General features: G+C 69.9%; 15 protein-coding genes. 8 read left to right on the forward strand and 7 right to left on the reverse strand.

Going from position 1 to position 18,424, the window contains the following annotated elements; all coding sequences use genetic code 11:
* The first annotated feature begins 24 nt into the window (after positions 1–24).
* Both OG885_RS02335 and OG885_RS02340 read left to right on the forward strand, forming a co-directional pair.
* Positions 25–1,080, forward strand: coding sequence for a ferredoxin reductase (locus tag OG885_RS02335; protein ID WP_405725116.1), 1,056 nt, complete (start codon positions 25–27; stop codon positions 1,078–1,080).
* Positions 1,081–1,087: 7 nt separating this feature from the next.
* The gene (locus OG885_RS02340; RefSeq protein WP_405725119.1) at positions 1,088–2,233 is read left to right on the forward strand and encodes a fatty acid desaturase family protein; all 1,146 of its coding nucleotides are present in this window, start codon (positions 1,088–1,090) and stop codon (positions 2,231–2,233) included.
* 70 nt (positions 2,234–2,303) lie between these two features.
* Here the strand turns inward: OG885_RS02340 and OG885_RS02345 are convergent, their stop codons facing one another.
* Positions 2,304–2,888 (reverse strand): DinB family protein, encoded by a 585-nt coding sequence (locus OG885_RS02345; protein WP_405725122.1) that lies wholly within the window; start codon positions 2,886–2,888, stop codon positions 2,304–2,306.
* Between the two features lie 98 nt (positions 2,889–2,986).
* On the opposite strand from OG885_RS02345, the gene OG885_RS02350 reads away from it, so the two are divergent.
* Positions 2,987–3,646, forward strand: coding sequence for a glyoxalase (locus OG885_RS02350; RefSeq protein ID WP_405725125.1), 660 nt, complete (start codon positions 2,987–2,989; stop codon positions 3,644–3,646).
* A 385-nt stretch (positions 3,647–4,031) separates the two neighbouring features.
* Here OG885_RS02350 and OG885_RS02355 read toward each other — a convergent pair whose 3' ends face one another.
* Together OG885_RS02355 and OG885_RS02360 are read right to left on the reverse strand one after the other, a co-directional pair.
* The gene (locus OG885_RS02355) at positions 4,032–4,391 is read right to left on the reverse strand and encodes a DoxX family protein (protein ID WP_405725128.1); all 360 of its coding nucleotides are present in this window, start codon (positions 4,389–4,391) and stop codon (positions 4,032–4,034) included.
* Positions 4,392–4,433: 42 nt separating this feature from the next.
* The gene (locus OG885_RS02360) at positions 4,434–4,925 is read right to left on the reverse strand and encodes a dimethylsulfonioproprionate lyase family protein (RefSeq protein WP_405725131.1); all 492 of its coding nucleotides are present in this window, start codon (positions 4,923–4,925) and stop codon (positions 4,434–4,436) included.
* Between the two features lie 81 nt (positions 4,926–5,006).
* Here OG885_RS02360 and OG885_RS02365 point away from each other — a divergent pair, with 81 nt between their 5' ends.
* Positions 5,007–5,858 carry a LysR family transcriptional regulator gene (locus OG885_RS02365; protein ID WP_405725134.1) on the forward strand — a complete coding sequence of 284 codons (852 nt, stop codon included), beginning with the start codon at positions 5,007–5,009 and terminating at the stop codon, positions 5,856–5,858.
* 77 nt (positions 5,859–5,935) lie between these two features.
* Positions 5,936–7,066, forward strand: coding sequence for a bifunctional class I SAM-dependent methyltransferase/NUDIX hydrolase (locus tag OG885_RS02370; protein ID WP_405725137.1), 1,131 nt, complete (start codon positions 5,936–5,938; stop codon positions 7,064–7,066).
* A 29-nt stretch (positions 7,067–7,095) separates the two neighbouring features.
* Here OG885_RS02370 and OG885_RS02375 read toward each other — a convergent pair whose 3' ends face one another.
* Positions 7,096–7,836, reverse strand: a complete 741-nt coding sequence (locus tag OG885_RS02375) for an SDR family oxidoreductase (RefSeq protein WP_405725140.1) — start codon at positions 7,834–7,836, stop codon at positions 7,096–7,098.
* 75 nt (positions 7,837–7,911) lie between these two features.
* Here OG885_RS02375 and OG885_RS02380 point away from each other — a divergent pair, with 75 nt between their 5' ends.
* Positions 7,912–9,555, forward strand: coding sequence for an ADP-ribosylglycohydrolase family protein (locus OG885_RS02380; RefSeq protein WP_405742546.1), 1,644 nt, complete (start codon positions 7,912–7,914; stop codon positions 9,553–9,555).
* Positions 9,556–9,584: 29 nt separating this feature from the next.
* On the opposite strand, the gene OG885_RS02385 is transcribed toward OG885_RS02380, so the two are convergent.
* Together OG885_RS02385 and OG885_RS02390 are read right to left on the reverse strand one after the other, a co-directional pair.
* Positions 9,585–9,917 (reverse strand): hypothetical protein, encoded by a 333-nt coding sequence (locus OG885_RS02385; RefSeq protein ID WP_405725143.1) that lies wholly within the window; start codon positions 9,915–9,917, stop codon positions 9,585–9,587.
* Positions 9,824–14,449 carry a DUF4062 domain-containing protein gene (locus OG885_RS02390; protein WP_405725146.1) on the reverse strand — a complete coding sequence of 1,542 codons (4,626 nt, stop codon included), beginning with the start codon at positions 14,447–14,449 and terminating at the stop codon, positions 9,824–9,826. The genes OG885_RS02385 and OG885_RS02390 overlap by 94 nt, the downstream gene beginning before the upstream one ends.
* Here OG885_RS02390 and OG885_RS02395 point away from each other — a divergent pair.
* Complete coding sequence (locus OG885_RS02395) at positions 14,448–15,200, forward strand: phosphotransferase family protein (protein WP_405725149.1); 753 nt, start codon at positions 14,448–14,450, stop codon at positions 15,198–15,200. The genes OG885_RS02390 and OG885_RS02395 overlap by 2 nt on opposite strands.
* Here the strand turns inward: OG885_RS02395 and OG885_RS02400 are convergent.
* Positions 15,187–15,978, reverse strand: coding sequence for a class I SAM-dependent methyltransferase (locus OG885_RS02400; protein WP_405742548.1), 792 nt, complete (start codon positions 15,976–15,978; stop codon positions 15,187–15,189). The two genes, OG885_RS02395 and OG885_RS02400, sit on opposite strands and share 14 nt — an antisense overlap.
* Positions 15,979–16,198: 220 nt before the next feature.
* On the opposite strand from OG885_RS02400, the gene katG reads away from it, so the two are divergent.
* Entirely contained in the window at positions 16,199–18,391 is a 2,193-nt protein-coding gene (gene katG / locus OG885_RS02405) for a catalase/peroxidase HPI (protein WP_405725152.1), read from the forward strand.
* Positions 18,392–18,424: the final 33 nt, after the last annotated feature.

Raw genomic sequence — 18,424 nt, forward strand, 5'->3', positions numbered from 1 at the left:
CCTGAGACGCAGCAAGCTGGAGCCATGACGAGTACTGCCCTCCGCAGCAGGGCATGGAAACTGCTGGAGATGGTCACGACGCCGCTGCTGCCGTCGGACTACCTCGACCTGGTCAGCCCGCTGCGTGCGGGCGCGGACCTGCGCGGGCGCATCGAGGCCGTACACCCCGAGACGGGTGACGCGGCGACCATCGTGATCAGACCGGGCCGCGGCTGGCGCGGCCACACGGCCGGTCAGTACGTGCGGGTCGGGGTTGACGTCGACGGCGTGCGCCTGTGGCGTGCCTACTCCCTCACCTCGCCGACACACCGCCCGGACGGCCGCGTCACGATCACCGTGAAGGCGATCCCGGACGGCAAGGTCAGCAACCACCTGGTCCGCAAGGCGAAACCGGGCACGCTGATCCACCTCGACCAGGCGACCGGTGACTTCGTGCTGCCGCGGGCCAAGCCCGCCAAGGTGCTCTATCTGACGGCCGGCAGCGGCATCACGCCCGTGATGGGCATGCTGCGCGACACCGAGTTCGACGACGTCGTCATGGTCCACTGCGCGCCCCAGCCGCACGACGTGATCTTCCGGAACGAGCTCCACGACCTGGTCGCGGACAAGAAGCTCCGGCTCACCGAGGTGCACACCGACACCGACGGCATGCTCGACATCGCCCGGCTCGACGAACTCGTACCCGACTGGACCGACCGCGAGACCTGGGCCTGTGGGCCCGCGGGCCTGCTCGACGCCGCCGAGAAGCACTGGAGCGAGCACGGCGTCCCCGAGCGTCTGCACACCGAACGCTTCCGCCCCAGCATCGTCGTCGCCGGCGACGGCGGCGAGGTCACGTTCAGCACCACCGGCAAAAAGGTCGACGCGGACGGCGCCACGCCGTTGCTGGACGTCGGCGAGGAGGCCGGCGTGCTCATGCCCTCCGGGTGCCGCATGGGCATCTGCTTCGGCTGCATCACACCGCTCAAGGCGGGCGCCGTCCGCGACCTGCGCACCGGCGAGATCACCGAGGCCGAGCCGGGCGTCCTCATCCAGACCTGTGTGTCCGCCGCGGCGGGCCCCTGCGACATCGAACGGTAGGAACACCTTGACCGCTATCGACCCCACCGCCCACCTCACCGCGGAGCAGATCGAGGAACTGGGCCGCGAGCTGGACGCGATCCGCGACGAGGTGATCGCGAGCCGCGGCGAGAAAGACGCCGCCTACATCCGCAAGGTCATCTCGGCGCAGCGCAAGCTTGAGCTGGTCAGCAGGGGCGTCCTGCTGTTCTCGATGTTCCCGCCCGCGTGGCTGATCGGCACCGCCGGTCTCTCGGTGGCGAAGATCATGGACAACATGGAGATCGGCCACAACGTCCTGCACGGCCAGTGGGACTGGATGCGCGACCCGAAGATCCACTCCACCACCTGGGAATGGGACCACGTCTCGCCGTCCGACCAGTGGAAGCACTCGCACAACGAGCTGCACCACACGTACACCAACGTGATCGGCAAGGACAACGACCTCGGCTACGGCATCATGCGCGTCGACGAGGACCAGAAGTGGCATCCGTTCCACCTCGGCCAGCCGCTGTGGAACTTCATCAACGCCTGCTTCTTCGAGTACGGCATCGCGGCGTACGACCTGGAACTCGGCAAGAACCTGAACAAGCGCCGCCGCAAGAACCCGGAGTTCCGCGCGCGGGCCAAGGCCGTGGGCCGCAAGATCCGCAAGCAGGTGCTCAAGGACTATGTGATCCACCCGCTGCTGTCGGGTCCGTCGTTCCTCCCCACGCTCGGCGCCACGTTCACCGCGAACCTGGTCCGCAACCTCTGGTCCCACTCGGTGATCATGTGCGGGCACTTCCCCGAGGGCGTACAGGTCTTCGAACGCCGGTCCATCAAGGGCGAGACGCGAGGCCAGTGGTACCTGCGCCAGATGATGGGCTCGGCGAACATCAGCGGCAGCAAGGCCATGCACTTCATGACCGGCAACCTCTCGCACCAGATCGAGCACCACCTCTTCCCGGACCTGCCGAGCAACCGGTACGCCGAGGTCGCGGTGAAGGTGCGCGCGCTCTTCGAGAAGTACGAGCTGGAGTACGTGACCGGCCCGCTGCCCAAGCAGGTCTTCTCCGCGTGGCGCAAGGTCGTCCGGCTCTCGCTGCCGAACAAGACGGACAAGACCCACAAGACGAACAACAAGCCCCTGGTCGAAACGCCGGACCGCGAGCAGGAGCTCGTCGTCGCCTGATTCCCGTATCGGGGCAGATTGGCTGTAGCTGTTCAGATCCGGCCCGGCAGCAAGGACTGCCAGGCCGGATCTAGCCCTTGTCCGGTACGGCAGCCCTGGCGGCCTGCTCGATCTTCGCGTAGTAGGACGCGCGGGCTTCCTCGTCGATCCGCTGCTCGTACTCGGGGCGCAGCCCGGTGCGGCCGTCGAGGCTCTCGCGCAGGATGTCGGCGTGCCCGGTATGCCGGATGGTCTCTCCGAGGACATGGACCATGACGGCGAACAGGTTCGTGTTGGGGTAGGGCTCCGACCACCACGGCACATGGCCGGGGGCGTCGAGGGGGAGCTCCTTGATCGTCGCGTCCGAGTGTTCCCACGTGCGGCGGTAGAACCCGGTGATCTGATCGCGCGTCTCGTCCTCGGCCGCCCAGAGGTCATCTCCGTCGTAGTCCTGCCACCGGGGCAGCGGTTCCGGGGAAGGGCGGTCGAAGACCTCGCCGAAGTACCTGGCCTCGACGGCGGCCACGTGCTTGACCAGGCCGAGGAGGTTGGTCCCGGTCACGGTCAGAGGCCGGCGGGCGTCGTATTCGGACAGACCGTCGAGTTTCCAGAGGAGCGCCTCGCGGTCCCGGCGCAGTCTGTTGTGCAGGTTGTCTTTCGCGAACTCATCGATCATGCGGCATGAGCCTGCCATGGGCTGCCCGTGGTCTCAAGATCGTATGAGGGACCGGTCAGGATCGGAGAAGCCTCGGAGTCGGTGCCTGTCCTAGCGTGATGGTCATGGCAACCAAGACTCCCACCGCGGCCGACATCTCCCTCACGTCCGTCACCCTGGAGGTGACCGACCTCGCCGCCGCCGACGCCTTCTACCGGGCGTTCGGCGTGGACGCATATGTACACCTCCAGGCGTCGGAGGCTCCTTCCACCGGGTTCCGCGGCTTCACGGTCGCGCTCACGGTCTCCCAGCCGGGCACCGTCGACGGCTTCGTCAGCGCCGCCGTGGACGCCGGCGCCACCGTGCTCAAGTCCCCCTCGAAGTCCTTCTGGGGCTACGCCGGCGTCGTCCAGGCGCCGGACGGCACGATCTGGAAGATCGCGACCTCGGCGAAGAAGGACACCGGCCCCGCGACCCGCACGGTCGACGAGGTGGTCCTCCTCCTCGGCGTCGAGGACGTGAAGGCCACCAAGCAGTGCTACGTCGGGCAAGGCCTGACCGTGGCCAAGAGCTTCGGCGGCAAGTACGTCGAGTTCACCCCCGGTCGGCACAGCCGCGTGAAGCTGGCGCTGTACAAGCGCACGGCCCTGGCCAAGGACCTCGGCGTCGCGGCCGACGGCACCGGCTCGCATCGCGTCGTCCTCGGCGGCGCCGACGACGGCTTCACCGACCTGGACGGCTTCGTGTGGGAGGCCGCACCGCCTGCCGCCAAGCCGTGAGCGGTGTCCGAGGGATGTGCCCGGCCTGACGCGATCGCCGAACGGCTGCCGTGGCTCGCTCCTGACCTTCGGCGGCCCTCAGCCCCGCGCCCGGCTGCACGGCATCGCCATCCGCACTGGGACGGTTGCCGGCCACACTGCGCACCGCCGCGACCGACCGCGTCGCCGAAGCCGACGCACACCGCCGACCCACTCGCCGAACGACCAGGACTGGCATCTGCTGTTGTGGTCGCAGACGCCGGAGCAGGAGCAGGCCGTAGCGTCCAGGTGGGCGGCGTCGACGCCGCCGAAGGGTGGGTAAAAACCTCCTGCCGCCCCCTCGTGTGCCGGTCATGCGGTCACCCGGAAGCGGTCTCCGTTCTACCGCCCTCGCAAGGGGGTGTGATCACAGTCTGACGGCCGGCCAGACGGTCACGGCAGCGGTCGCGATGAGTCCGATGTTGAGGGCGATCCGGCGGTCTCCATCGGTCAGGTGCACGGCGATCGCACCGGCCTGAAGGAGGACGAAGCCGATGGCCGCGGCCGGAGCCAGCGCGGGCGCGATGCCGGTCAGCGGTGGCAGGACCAAGCCGAGCGCGCCGAGTATCTCGACCGTCCCCAGCGCTCTGAGGGCGGGCAAGGGGATGCGGTCGACCCAGGCCATCATCGGGCGGAGCTGCTCGGGGCTGCGGACCACCTTCAGTGTGCCCGCGTAGCAGTGGAAGAGGGCGAGCAGGCCCGCGACGAGCCAGTAGGCGATGTTCATCGTTTCCGTTCTCCGTGGAGGCGCTGTTCCGTCGGGTCGGGTTCAGGCGAGGTGGGCCAGTTCGGTCGCGTAGCGGCTCATCGCGTCGATGGTGGCCTGTCGTGTCAGCGGCCGGCTGTCGGCGAACGCTGCCTGGAGGTCTCGGAAGTACTGCACGTAGAGGTCGGGGGTGAAGGTGCTGAGCAGGACGGCGGGCTGGTCGGTCACGTTGGCGAAGGTGTGCGGGGTACCTGGCGGCACCATCACGAGCGTGCCTGCCGTGGCGTCGTGGTCGTCGTTTCCGACGGTGAACCGCACGGTGCCCGACAGGACGTAGAAGCCCTCGTCGTGTTGGGCGTGCCGGTGCTGCGGCGGCCCCTGGGTATGGGGGGCGAGCACGGACTCGGCGATCGCGAGACGGTGCCCGGTGTGACTGCCGTCCTCCAGAACACGCATGCGCGTGGTGCCCAGAACGATCGTCTCGCCGTCGCCGGGACCCACCACCGACAGGACGGAACCGGCTTGCGGCTCGCCGCTCTTCGCTTCTTCGGTCATGCTCACGAGTGCACCGCCGGGAGCCCGCCCGTGTCCAAGACCCATCCCGCGGCGCCGATACCCCGTGGGTATCGTTGCAGCGTGGAGCTACGGACCTTGCGCTATTTCGTGGCGGTCGCCGAGGAACTCCATTTCGGCCGGGCCGCTACCCGACTGCATATGAGCCAGCCGCCGCTGAGCCGGGCGATCAAGCAGTTGGAGGCCGACGTCGGGGCGCTGCTCTTCGCCCGCTCGCCGACCGGCGTCACGCTCACGCCGGTGGGCACGGTGCTGCTCGACGAGGCGCGCGCCCTGCTCGACCATGCCGAGCGCGTTCGTGTACGCGTCAGCGGGGCGGCCGGCGCCGCGACCATCACCGTCGGCATCCTGGGCGACGGCTCGGACCCGGGCGCGTCCAGGCTGGCGGCCGCCTACCGTCGAAAGCACCCCGGCGTCGACGTCGTCGTCCGCGACACGGACCTGACCGATCCGACGTGCGGGCTGCGCGCCGGGCTGGTGGACGTCGCCCTGACCCGGGCGCCGTTCGACGAGACCGCTCTGACGGTGCGTGCGCTGCGAGCCGATCCGGTGGGCGTGGTCCTGCGCGCCGACGATCCGCTGGCCCGCCACGACCGGTTGCGGCTGGCCGAGCTGGACGACCGCCGCTGGTTCCGGTTCCCGCAAGGCACCGACCCCGCCTGGCAGGCGTACTGGAACGGCGGCAAGCCGCGCGAGGGGCCGGTCGTGCGCGCCGTTCAGGAGTGCCTGCAGGCCGTGCTGTGGAACGGCACGGTCGGCCTGGCGCCGCTCGGGCACGACCTGCCCCCGGAGCTGGCGGTGGTACCGCTGACCGACATGGCCCCGAGCCGGGTGGTGGCGGCGTGGAACGAAGACGACACCAACCCCTTGATCCGGTCCTTCGTCGACGTCGCGACAGCCGCGTACCGCAACTGAGCACGGGCACACTGCCTGCGCGCCCACACGTTCCTCTCACGACTCCCCACCCCTCCATCCGGCAAGGAGCCCTCCCGGTGGCCCACACGACGCCCGCCACATGGAACACGTACTACGCCGACGGCGGCGCGTTCCGTCCGCTCGGTGACGCAGAACGACGCCTGCTCGCCCAGCACGCGCCCGCAGCGGACGGCGCCCTGGCCCTGGATGTCGGCTGCGGGCTCGGGGAGTTGGCCCGCCATCTGGCCGCCGCCGGATACACCGTCGACGCCGTGGACCACTCCGGCACCGCCCTGGCCCGCGCCCGAGCCGACACCGCCCCCGACACACCCGTCACCTACCTGCTGCACGACATCGAACACGGTGACACCGACGAACTGCCCCACCCTGCATACGACCTGATCACCTGCCGTCTGAGCTGGGCGTTCATCCATGACCGCACCCGCGTGCTGAACCGGCTGCGCGAACGCCTGCGCCCCGGCGGCACTCTGTGCGTCATCACGCCCGTCCCCTCCGCCGTCCCGGAGGACAAGCGCGGCATCGCCCTGGACGAGGAGGAGATCGGTCTGCTGTGCGGGGGCTGGAAGGTCGCCGACTGCCACGACGCCGACGGCCTGGCGTTCCTCGTGCTGCGCGAGCCGATCATCCGGACGGTCCGGTGTGCCGCCAAGGGGCGGCCGTCCCCGCATGCCCTGACCGGAGCCGGCGTCGTCGTCACCGACTCGCGGGGTCGGATCCTGCTCGGCTGGTCGGCCCGTCGCGAGGTGTGGGAGCTTCCCGGGGGCAAGAACGACGCCGATGAGGACTTCGTCGCCGCGGCCGTGCGGGAGCTGGAGGAGGAGACCGGGCTGGTCGCCGACCTGGAGGACGCGCGGCTGCTGGCCCTGCTGATGGACTCCGTCCATGGCATCCCCCGGCTGACGGCCGCCGTCCGCGTCCCCGCCTTCAGCGGCGAACCGGCCGTGCGCGAACCGGACTTGATCCGGCGGTGGGAGTGGATGGAGCCCGCCGACCTGCCCCACCTGCCCCAGCCGCTGTTCACACCGAGCGCGCACGTCATCAACACCGTCCGGCCCGGCCTACTGCCCGACCTGCCGCCCGTCCACCGCTATCCGATCACCGCCACCGCCGCCCCCGCGCCGGCCCCCGCGCCCGCCGAACAGACCGCCGGAGCCGACGAGTTGCAGCAGACGACGCCCGACCGGTGACCAGCGACGGCTGCCGACAGCGGCCGGCGTCAGAAGTACTCCTGGTTGATCGACTGGAGAGATATTTCGAGGATGTGGACGTGGTCCGGTGCGACCAGCACCTGCACCACCTGGTCCGCGACATCCGCCGCCAACAGCCCCTTCTGCCGCTGCCCGTCGGCCATGCGCTTCCGGAGTTCCGGTCGGGTGATGCCGGCGCCTTCGTTGGTCAGGGTGAATCCGGGAGAGACGGTGGTGACACGCACGCCGGCCGCTGACAGTTCGAGGCGTAGTCCGGCACTGATCCGGTCGACCGCCGCCTTGGAGGCGGCGTAGACCGACTGTGCCGCGTGCCGGACCCGTTGGCCCGCCAGTGAGCTGATGTTGATGATCTGGCTGGCCTCACCGCGGGTGAGGAAGGGCAGCGCGGCTCTGGTGACGTCGAGCAGCCCGAGTACGTTGACGTCGAGGAGTTCCTGCCATTGTTCGCGTTCGCCGTCCGCGACGGTGTCCAGACGAACGATGCCCGCGTTGTTGACCAGAGCGTCGAAGGCGCCCACCTGGGCGCCGATTCGGCTGATCGCCTCGCCGGTCGCGGACGCGGAACGCAGATCCGCCGGTACGGGCAGCCCGCCCGTGCGGGCTACGGCGTCCGCCAGCCGCGCGCCGGGGCGAGCGAGCAGGAGCGGCACGGCTCCGGCGGCCGAGAGTGCCTCCGCGATGGCCAGTCCGATGCCGGCCGAGGCCCCCGTGACCAGAACGCGTCTTCCGTTCAACGTGCGTGTGCGCAAGGTCAGTTCCGTCCCGTCGTCGTGCGCGGTCGTGGTGCCGTTGTCCCATGTTCCAATGTCCGGGGGGTGATCTCCATGGACGTGCTGGCGTTGGAGCTGGAGACGGCGGTCGTTGACGCCGTGTCTGCGGGGTACCGGATCTGGCGGTCGGTGTTCGCGGCCCGGGGCAAGCTGCTGACCAGTGACGACTGGGCTGGGGTGCTGGCGCGGTCGATGTCCTCGGGGTCGTCGGTGGGTGTGGTGGCAAGGGACCTCCTGAGTTCCCGGGGTGGGTGCCGCGACAGCGAACTGCCGGACAGGGAGGAGCTGGACGCCGTCGCGGCGACGGCATGGGAACCGCTGATCCGCCAGGGCACCGCTCAGGACGGCGTACGGGAGTGGCTGTACCAGGCCGCGCGGATCGGGATGCGCTGCGTCGCCTTCAGCGTCACCTGCCCCGCCCTGGTCGAGGAGAGCCTGCACCGGCTGGGCTGGGGCGAGTTGGTCGTTGCGGGCGCCTTGGACGAGGTCCTCGCGATGGTGCCCGGACGAAGGAGCGCGGACGTCGGCCGGCCCGGTCCGCTCACCTTGGTCAGCGGATCCCCTTGGCTCATCGAGCATTTCCATGAGCGCGGGGCGCGGTGCCTGGCGGTCGCGAACAAGTTCTCGTCGTACCTGGTCGAGCCGGTGCCCGGCGTCACGCTGGTACAGCCACGGTTCATGAGTCTGCCGGCAGCTCTCGATTCGCTGCACGACAGCGCTACAGGCCTGCGCGGAGCGACCGCGCCGCAGCGCGAGCGCCTGTGGGGAAGTCTGGCGGGACTGGCCCTCGGTGACAGCGTGGGCAAGCTCGTCGACAAGCGGCCGGCGCCGCGACTGGATCGGGAGACCGAGGAACTTCTGGCCGATCTGACCTCGGGCCGGGAGCCGCCGGCGGGTTTCACCGGCCGGGTCACCGACGAGACGGCGCTGCTGTTCGCCTCGCTCGACGTCCTTCGCGTGCAACGGCGTATGTCCCGGGACGCGTTCGAGGCGGTGCTGCGCCGGATCAACCCGCTGGGCGGACGGCAGATCTACAAACTCCGAGCACGGCGGGACCTGTTCAGCGTCGCCGAGGACGGGGTGACCAACGGCTGCATCTCGCGGTGTGTACCGCTGGCGTATCTGTACGGGCCGGAATCCTGCGGCGATCTGGTGTTCGAGGTCCACAAGCTGGTGTCGGTGACTCACTTTTCGCCGGACTCGATGATGGCGGCGATGGTGTTCACCTTGCTCCTGTCGGGATTGCTGCGCGGTGAACCCCCTGATGTCGCGGTCGAGTTGCCGCTTCGCGTGGCGCAGACCCTAAGGCGCCTCGTGCCGGGCGGCGACGCCGTACTGGAGGCGCTGCGTGCGGCGGCGGTCGTACCTGGTGACGGGCGGCCCGCCGATGTGGTGGACCGCATCGAGGACGAGTTCGGGATGGCGGTGGAGGCCAGGTCGTCGGTGATCGCTGCCATCGCTCTCGCGGTGGCCGACTGTCCGATGGCGGCCACGACGGGGCTGCTGCTGCGTCGGCGCGGAAGCTGGGATCTCGACTCGACGGCCGCGCTCTACCTGGCGCTCGCGGGGGCCGTACGACCGGCCGAGATCCCGACGAAGTGGGTGTCCAGGATCGAGGCGAGGACCGGCCGCAACCTGGCCGTGGAGGCGCGGATGGTGGATGCCGTCCGTACCGAGACGATCAACGCTGGTTCCTGACGGCCGGGCGCCGAGCCCGGTCGGTCACCTCACCTCGCCTCCCCGTGCAGGAGATCGAAGGTGAAGACGCCGCCATGGCCCGCGGCACAGACGCGCCGCTCGTTCGTGAACCAGGCGCAGGCTCGGAGCGGGTGCGCTACGCGGATCATGGTCAGGCAGACGCCCTCGGGTACGTCCCACACACGTAGTTCCCCGGCCTCGTCGACGCTCGCGAGCAGGTTGCCGGTGGGATCGAAGGCGACTGACCGGACCGTTCCCGTGTGTCCCGTCAGGTCGGCCACGACGGTGGGCGGCTCACCGCGCCACAGCCGAATGACCCGGTCCTGCCCGCCGGTGGCGAGGAGACCGCCATCGTGCGCCACGTCGCAGGCGGTGACCCAGCCGGTGTGCCGGGACGGATATCTCCTCGATTCCGTGCTCGACTTCCTTCCCGATCCGCCGTGCGGTTCGGGAAGCACAGCATCCCGTCGTCGCCGGTGCTGACGACCCAGCGGCCGTCGGGCGAGAACGCGCAGGTCCGGGCCCATCCCTCATGGCAGTGGGCGTCATGGAGGAGTCGGCCTTCCAGGTCGAGGACGGTGACCCGCCCGTCGCTTGCGGCGGCGGCGATCCATGAGCCGTCGGGAGAAAGAGCTGTCGAGAGAACGCTGCGCCGTGCCTGGCCGGGGAAGTCGGCGAGGAGCGCACCGCTGTGTGCGTCCCAGCGTCGGATGCGGCCGTCGTCTCCGCTGCTCAACAACCAGTTTCCGGAGGCGTCGACGGCGACGGAGGTGGTCGCCCCGTCATGGGCGTCGATGAGGCGTACGGTGTCGCCGGCCGCGGACTGCAGACGAATCGACCCGTTGGAGCTCGCCGCGGCGACACGCCGGCCGTCGGCGGAGACGGCGCAGTCACGCCAGTGGGACACGTCCGTCTCGATGACGGCGCGCGGTCGTCGCCGCCCTATGTCCCACACGCGTACGCTCTCGTCGCCCCCCGAGGTCACCAGCAGGCCGGCGGAGCCGGTCGCCATCGTGCGCACCCCTGACGGATGGCGGCCCAGCACGGTCGGCAGTGCTCCTGCGGCGGGATCCCACAGACGTACCTCCGGGTCATCGCCCGCCGTCGAGATCAGGCCGCTGTCGCGGTCGAAGGCACAGGCCCAGATCGCGCCCGTGTGTCCTTCGAGTACGGCGGACTGTGTGCCCGTCCGGAGGTCCCAGATCCGCACCAGCCGGTCGTCCCCGACGCTGACCAGCGTGTGGTCGCCCGGGCCCGGGCACAGCGCGCGGACGTAGCCGCTGTGTCCCCGCAGGACCGCGCGCTCGGATCCGTCGGCCGCGTTCCACAGCCGTACCGTGCGATCGCCGCCCGCGGACGCGATCCACTGCCCGTCGGGGCCGTAGACACAGGTCCGGACGGCTCCGGTGTGACCGGTGAGCGTCATCAGCGGCTCCCCGGTCGGAACGTCCCAGATCTTGACCGTGTGGTCGTCGCTGCCGCTGGCCAGGCGTGTGGAGTCGGGGCTGAACGCGCAGGTGCGCACTGGCGCGGCGTGGCCGGCCAGGGTGGCGAGGGCCGTGCGGTGGGTGGCGTCCCAGATCTGTACGAGGTGATGGTCGTCCGCGGTCGCGATGAGTCGGGCATCGTGGCTCACGGCGCAGGCGCGCACGGTTGCGCGCTCGGCGGGAAGCGCACCGAGAAAGGCCCCGGTGGCCAGGTCCCACAGCCGCGTCCGCCGGTCCTCGCCCGCCCCGGCCATCCACTGGCCACCGGGTTCGACGGCACATGCCTTGACGGCGCCGCTCGGCCCGCCCGACTCGGGCGGCGGTTGGTCGAACCTCGCGGGATCCCAGAGCAGGATGGTGCCGTCGACATCCGCGGTGGCGAGCCAGGCTTCCTCGCCGTCGCTGCCCGCCGCGCTCGCCCAGATCGCGCCCCGGTGCCCGAGCAGCTCCGCCCGCAGCCCGGTGTCTTCGCCGTCAACGCCCCACACCCGTACGGTCCGGTCGTCGCCGGCCGTCGCGAGCCAGGTTCCGTCGGCGGCCGCGGCGCAGGCGCGGATCCACCCGGTGTGTCCGTTGAGGAGCAGGCGCATCTCCCCGGTCTCGACGTCCCACACCCGGGCGCTGCCGTCAGCGCCCCCGCTCGCCAGCCATCGGCCCCGCGGATCGACGGCGAGGGCGCGCACCGGGCCGGTGTGTCCGCGGAGCGTTCTGAGCAGCACACCGTCCCCGGCGTGCCACAGCCGGACGGTGCCGTCGTCGCCGCCGGTCGCGAGCCACGATCCGTCCGGCCCCGCGGCGCAGGCCCTGATCCACCCGGTGTGGCCGGTCAGCGTGAGGCGTACGGTGCCCGACTTGACGTCCCACAGGCGGATGAGGCGGTCGGCTCCGGCGCTGGCCAGCCAGTCGCCGCGCGGGCTGACGGCGGCGGCACGCACGGCTCCGGTGTGGCCGGTCATCGTCCTGGTGACGTCTCCTTCCCCGCGCAGCGACCGGACGGTGATGGTGGCGTCGTCGCCGGCGCTGGCCACCCAGCGGCCCAACGGGTCCACGGGACAGGCCCAGTTCATGCCCTTGCCGGCCCCGTCGGCGAAGACATGCTGGACGTGGCCGGTGCGTACCTCCCAGATCCGTACGACGCCGTCTCCGCCGGTGCTGGCCAGTAGCTGTCCGTCCCGGCTCGCGGCGCAGGCCCAGACCCCTGACGTGTGGCCGGTCAGCGTGCGTCGCAGGGCCGCGTGCGGGAGGTCGGCGGGCGGCCACGCCGGACGCAGCCGCGGCTCTGTCAGACCCGACTCGAAGGCGGAGATGCACGGTTCGAGGTCCGAGGTTCTTTCCAGGCGGCTGAGGAAGACTGAGGTGAGGGCGTGTTCGGGCCGGGTGCCGGTCAACAGGTGCGCGCTGCGGCCGATCGCGCGATGCAGTGCCCGCGCTTCGGGCGAAGTCGCCCGGGCCAGATCCTCCTCGACGGCGACCGGTCCGAGCACTTTGAGCTTTTCGGTCAAGTAGCCCAGGTGACGGCAGAGTTCCTCGAACTCATCGCCCGCACCTGCTTCGGGCAGGTGGTGTCCGAGGTTGCGCCACATGTAGGTGTCGTCCGCGGGCAGCCGCCACCAGGGACGCGGACGCTGACCATCGCCCCGGGCGCCGTGGAAACCGTCCGTGCCGTCGACCCCTTCCATCGCCTTCGCGATGACCGCCGCCAGGAGCTGCCCGTTGAGTTCCGTGAGTCCTGCCGCGCCCACCCGCGTGCGGAGGTAGTCCCGGATCACGTCGTGGAGGCGGACACCCCGACCGGTGGCCGTCGGCAGCGCCAGGGAGAGATCGACCAGGTCCTCGCAGAGCAGGTCGGCCTCAAGGGGCGAGAGGTCCCCGGTCGCCGACCAGAAGGTCTGCACCGTGGACGCCGGGATGTCCTGGTCCTCGGGGAACACGGCGAGTTCCAGGAACCTGGCGAGGTCGTCGCCGGAGAGACTGTCGAGGCTCGCCTCGACCGTGGCCGCCACGGCGTCCGCGCGGTCCTCCGAGCGCCGGACGTCCAGGGCCGTCGGACCCTTGGCACGCAGACGTTCGTCAATGCGTTCACCGGCTACGGCGGCCGACTCACCGGCCGCGACATAACGCCGCAGTGCCTTGTTGACGAGGGACAGCAGCACGGGCCAGCGCCCGGTGCGGGCGAACAGCCGATGGGCGATGTGCATGGGCAGGTCGGGCAGGCCACGCGACAGCAGGGTGAGCGCCTCGTCGTCCGTCATCGCTCCGACGACCACCGACACGGAATCCGCGGGAAGAATGCTGCTGACGCGTGTGGTGATCAGTCGGGCGCAGTTCTCGGCGCCGCTCAGGAAAGGGCGGAGTTGGGATCGGGTCCATACGTCGTCGATGACGATGAGAAACCGGCGGGCGCCGATGAGTTCACCGAGCCGAATCCCCGCGACATCCGGATCGGAAAGGGTGGGGCGCGTTCCCGAGACCATCTCCGAGAGGTCGTTCAGTTTCTCCGCCAGACGTCCGGCCGTGGTCTCCTCCCCCACGGTCACCCACAGGACACCGTCCGGAAATCGGCTGCCTGTCTCGGGTGCGAGGCAGGTGGCAACGGCGAGCGTGGTCTTGCCGAAGCCGCCCGCGCCGCGCAGTGCCGTGGTGATGGCCACCCGGCCCGGTTCCCGCCGGCCGAGGAGCGAGAGTAGTTCCCGGGCCTGGACGTCGCGCGGGACCGGAGCCACGGTGACCGGCGGAACCATCCAGATGCGACCACGCGGTGGTTCGGGAGGCCGGACGGCGGTGGCCGCGCGGAGTTCGGTGAGCGCCTGGTAGATCTGACCGCTGAGGTCGGAGGGTGACTCGAACGTGGCACAGACGATCTCGGAAGTGAGCAACGCCTGCCGGAACGCCGCTTGTCGGGCGGGATGGACGAGATCGGCGAACGTACCCACCGGGACGAGAGCGTGTTCGCTGAGCATGAAGATCAGCGTGGGAATGCCGTGGGCCCGAGCGGTTGCATACTCCAACTCGGTGTACGAGACATTCGGGCGGTCGACCACGGGTGAGCCGTACCGGAAGCCGATGATGCCGACATAGATGTCCGACTCGACGACTTGACGTTCGCAATACGACGCCGGGGCCTCGTCGCGTGCCGAGAACTGTGACATCTCGACCGGAATATCGCCCGCCTTGAGAACCGCGTCACGAGCGGCGTCGACAAATGTCCGCGCGGCCGGGTACGCGCTGAATTCGGATGTATGGCTGACGAAAACCTTGCGCGGCACAACGCCCACCGGCCCAAGGTACCGCAGACCGAGGGCCCGGTGACCAGGTATCACGGCACGAACGGCAGGGCGCTGTCGGCCGCGTCGCACGCGAAAAACCCGGCGACGTCGGCGATCAGGCCCGGGATACTGGTGGCCCATGGATGAGGTCGAAGTCGTCGTCGCCCATTCCGAGCGCGCGACGCTGCGCGTCGGCGACGTGTTCCTGAAGGTGGACGCCGATCAGGCGCGCATCGACATCGAGGTCGAGGCGATGTCCCTCGCACCGGTCCCGACCCCGGCGATCCTCTGGCGCAAACCGCCCGTACTCGCGACCGCCGCACTCCCGGGGACCACGCTCGGACGCCTCGGCGGACCGGCGACCGGGTCTCCGGCGGCGTGGGCCGCGGCGGGCGCCGCCCTCCGCACGCTGCACGACGCGCCCCTGCCGCCGTGGCAGGGCCGGGCCGGGCGGAGCATCGAAGAGTTGACGAAGGAACTCGACGCCGAGTGCGAGTTGCTCGTTGCGCACGACGTCCTGCCGACCGACCTGGTCACCCGCAACCGCCAGGTCGCCGAGGCCGCGCTGCGGCCATGGACTCCGGCGTTCACGCACGGCGACCTGCAGATCGCGCACGTCTTCGTCGACGCCGACGAGGTCACCGGCATCATCGACTGGTCCGAGGCGGGCCGGGGCGATGCCCTGTACGACCTCGCCACCTTCATCCTCGGACACGAGGAGCACCTCGACGACGTCATCGCCGGCTACGGCACCGACATCGACCTCGACGTGATCCACGCCTGGTCGTCGCTGCGAAGCCTGCTGGCGGTTCGCCCGCTGATCGAGCAGGGCTTCGACCCGTTCGCACCTGGCTGCGAGGTGGACGTGCTGAGATCCGTCAGCCCGGCTTGACCGCCAAGGTCGCGAAATAGCTCGACAGGTAAGCAGCGGACGCGTCCGAGTGGTGTGGTGCTTCTGCGAAGCCGGTGAGGACGAACCCCGCCGCGAGTTGCCCGCCGATCTGGTCGGTGAGGGTGTGGCTGTATTCAAGAGCGGCATCCGCGCCGAACTTTGTGGTGCGTTCCTCGGCGGAGTAATGCGTGACATCGCTGTAGGGCAGTTTGTGTACGACGATCAGCTCGCCGCGCTCGTCGAGCGCCTCGTGGTCGAACAAGTACGTATCCGGGTTGAGGAAGCCCGCGAGTAGAGTTCCGCCCGGTCGCAGCACGCGGAAGCACTCGCGCCACACCGGCGCCAAGTCCGGTGCGAACAGGTTCGAGACCGGATGGAAGACGACGTCGAACGCCGCATCGCCGAAGGCACCGAGGTCGCGCATGTCGCCCAGGACGGTGCGCAGCTCAAGCCCGTCGCGTGCCGCCACCATCTCGTCCTGACCGAGCTGGCGGGGCGAGTTGTCGAACACCGTGACCCGCGCCCCCGCTGCGGCGAGGATCGGACCCTGCTGGCCACCGCCGGACGCCAGGCACAGCACGTCCTTGCCGGTCAGATCCGTCGGCAGCCAGGAGCGGTCGACCGGCTCACGTCCGACGAGGACGATCGACCAGTCGCCCCTGCGGGCACGCTCGACATCCTCGGCACTCACCGGCCTCGACCACTCATTGCCCTCTTGGACATATTTGTCCCAGGCCGCCCGATTGTGGGCAACGGGGTCGACACCCATGTCCTGCACGATCAACTCTCCCTGCTACGGCCAAGCGGGTACCTGCGGTACCGACAGTCAGTGCCGCCAGCCAACACGATCGCAGGGTGCGCACTCAACGAGGTTTCCATCCTGTGGGCCCGATGACTGCCTCCGCGCGCGTGTCGGATTGCCCGACTCCGGTAAAGCGAACAACGTCAGGAGCAACAACCGGCAAAGGGACATATCCGACCAGGAAGCAGGATGACGCATGCCCGGCAGTGAGAGCGAGAACCCGGCAATCCCCTCCCCCACCCCCACGGCGACCCGGCCGCGGACGAACCGGGACTGGTGGCCCGAGCAACTGGACCTTCAGGTTCTCCATCAGCATTCGTCGCGTTCGAATCCGATGGACAAGGGCTTCGACTACGCCAAGGAGTTCGCGACCCTCGACGTGGAAGCGCTCAAGCGTGATGTCTTCGAGGTGATGACCACCTCGCAGGACTGGTGGCCGGCCGACTACGGTCACTACGGCCCGCTCTTCATCCGCATGAGCTGGCACTCCGCGGGAACGTACCGGACGGCCGACGGCCGGGGCGGCGGCGGTGCCGGCGCGCAGCGCTTCGCTCCGCTGAACAGCTGGCCGGACAACGCGAGCCTGGACAAGGCGCGTCGGCTGCTGTGGCCGGTCAAGCAGAAGTACGGGCAGAAGATCTCCTGGGCGGACCTGCTGGTCTTCGCCGGGAACTGCGCCATGGAGTCCATGGGGTTCAAGACCTTCGGGTTCGGCTTCGGGCGGGAGGACCAGTGGGAGCCGGAGGAGATCTTCTGGGGACCCGAGGACACCTGGCTCGGCGACGAGCGCTACAGCGGGGACCGGGAACTGGGCGGCCCGTTCGGCGCCGTACAGATGGGCCTGATCTACGTCAACCCGGAAGGCCCCAACGGCACCCCGGATCCGCTGGCCGCGGCCCGCGACATCCGTGAGACGTTCGGGCGGATGGCGATGAACGACGAGGAGACGGTGGCGCTCATCGCCGGCGGCCACACCTTCGGCAAGTGTCACGGGGCGGTCGACCCCAGCTACGTCGGCCCCGAGCCCGAGGGCGCTCCCATCGAGCAGCAGGGGCTGGGCTGGCGGAACACCCACGGCAGCGGAGTCGGCGGCGACGCGCTGACCAGCGGGCTCGAAGGGGCGTGGACGTACGAGCCGACGAAGTGGGACAACGGATTCCTCGACAACCTCTTCGGCTACGACTGGGAGCTGACCACGAGCCCGGCCGGTGCCCACCAGTGGACGCCCACCGACCCCTCCGCCCGGGACAAGGTGCCCGACGCCCATGATCCGTCCAAGCGGCACGCCCCGATCATGCTGACGACGGACCTCTCGCTGAAGCTGGACCCGGTCTACGGCCCGATCGCCCGGCGCTTCCACGAGAACCCGGACCAGTTCGCCCTGGCGTTCGCCAAGGCGTGGTTCAAGCTGCTGCACCGCGACATGGGTCCCCGCTCGCGCTACCTCGGCCCGTGGATTCCCGAGCCTCAACTGTGGCAGGACCCGGTTCCCCCGGTCGACCACGACCTGATCACCGACACCGACATCGCCGCCCTCAAGGCGACCATCCTCGCCTCCGGCCGGTCCGTCCCCCAGCTCGTCACCACCGCCTGGGCCGCGGCCGCCAGCTTCCGCGGCACCGACAAGCGCGGCGGCGCCAACGGGGCCCGCATCCGGCTCGCACCGCAGAAGGACTGGGAGGTCAACGCCCTCCCCGAAGTCACCGAGACGGTACGCGCACTCGAGCAGGTCCAGCAGGACTTCAACGGCTCACAGACCGGCCGGACGAGGGTCTCGCTCGCCGACCTGATCGTCCTGGGCGGCTGCGCGGCCATCGAGAAGTCGGCGGCCGACGCCGGACACGAACTGACCGTCCCCTTCACACCGGGGCGCACGGACGCCACACAGGATCAGACCGACGTGGAGTCGTTCGCCGTCCTCGAACCCAAGGCGGACGCGTTCCGCAACTACCTCAAGGCGGGCGAGAAGCTCTCCCCCGAGACGCTCCTGCTCGACCGAGCGAACATGCTCAACCTCACCGCCCCCGAAATGACCGCCCTGATCGGCGGCATGCGCGCCCTCGGCACCACCTACAAGGGCTCCGCGCACGGCACTCTCACCAACCGGCCCCAGACCCTGACCAACGACTTCTTCGTCAACCTCCTCGACATGCGCACCCAATGGTCCGCCTCGGCCACGGACGAGAACGTCTACGAAGGCCGGGACCGCGACACCGGCGAGGTGAAGTGGACCGCGACCGCCGTCGACCTGGTCTTCGGCTCGCACTCCCAACTCCGCGCCCTCAGCGAGGTCTACGCCTCCCATGACGCCGACGCGAAGTTCGTACGGGACTTCGTCGCCGCCTGGGACAAGGTGATGAACCTCGACCGGTACGACGTCCGCGCCTGAGCGAGCCCCAGGGCCCCAGGTCAGGAGCTCCCT

It is taken from the genome of Streptomyces sp. NBC_00028, from assembly GCF_045041065.1.
In the GTDB taxonomy this organism is placed as follows: domain Bacteria; phylum Actinomycetota; class Actinomycetes; order Streptomycetales; family Streptomycetaceae; genus Streptomyces.

Coding starts and splice junctions, on each gene's coding strand:
- OG885_RS02335 (WP_405725116.1), top strand. CDS start 25: ATGACGAGTACTGCCCTCCGCAGCAGGGCATGGAAACTGCTGGAGATG.
- katG (WP_405725152.1), top strand. CDS start 16,199: ATGCCCGGCAGTGAGAGCGAGAACCCGGCAATCCCCTCCCCCACCCCC.
- OG885_RS02390 (WP_405725146.1), bottom strand. CDS start 14,449: ATGGGCCACCAGTATCCCGGGCCTGATCGCCGACGTCGCCGGGTTTTT.
- OG885_RS02345 (WP_405725122.1), bottom strand. CDS start 2,888: ATGATCGATGAGTTCGCGAAAGACAACCTGCACAACAGACTGCGCCGG.
- OG885_RS02360 (WP_405725131.1), bottom strand. CDS start 4,925: ATGACCGAAGAAGCGAAGAGCGGCGAGCCGCAAGCCGGTTCCGTCCTG.
- OG885_RS02395 (WP_405725149.1), top strand. CDS start 14,448: ATGGATGAGGTCGAAGTCGTCGTCGCCCATTCCGAGCGCGCGACGCTG.
- OG885_RS02380 (WP_405742546.1), top strand. CDS start 7,912: ATGGACGTGCTGGCGTTGGAGCTGGAGACGGCGGTCGTTGACGCCGTG.
- OG885_RS02350 (WP_405725125.1), top strand. CDS start 2,987: ATGGTCATGGCAACCAAGACTCCCACCGCGGCCGACATCTCCCTCACG.
- OG885_RS02355 (WP_405725128.1), bottom strand. CDS start 4,391: ATGAACATCGCCTACTGGCTCGTCGCGGGCCTGCTCGCCCTCTTCCAC.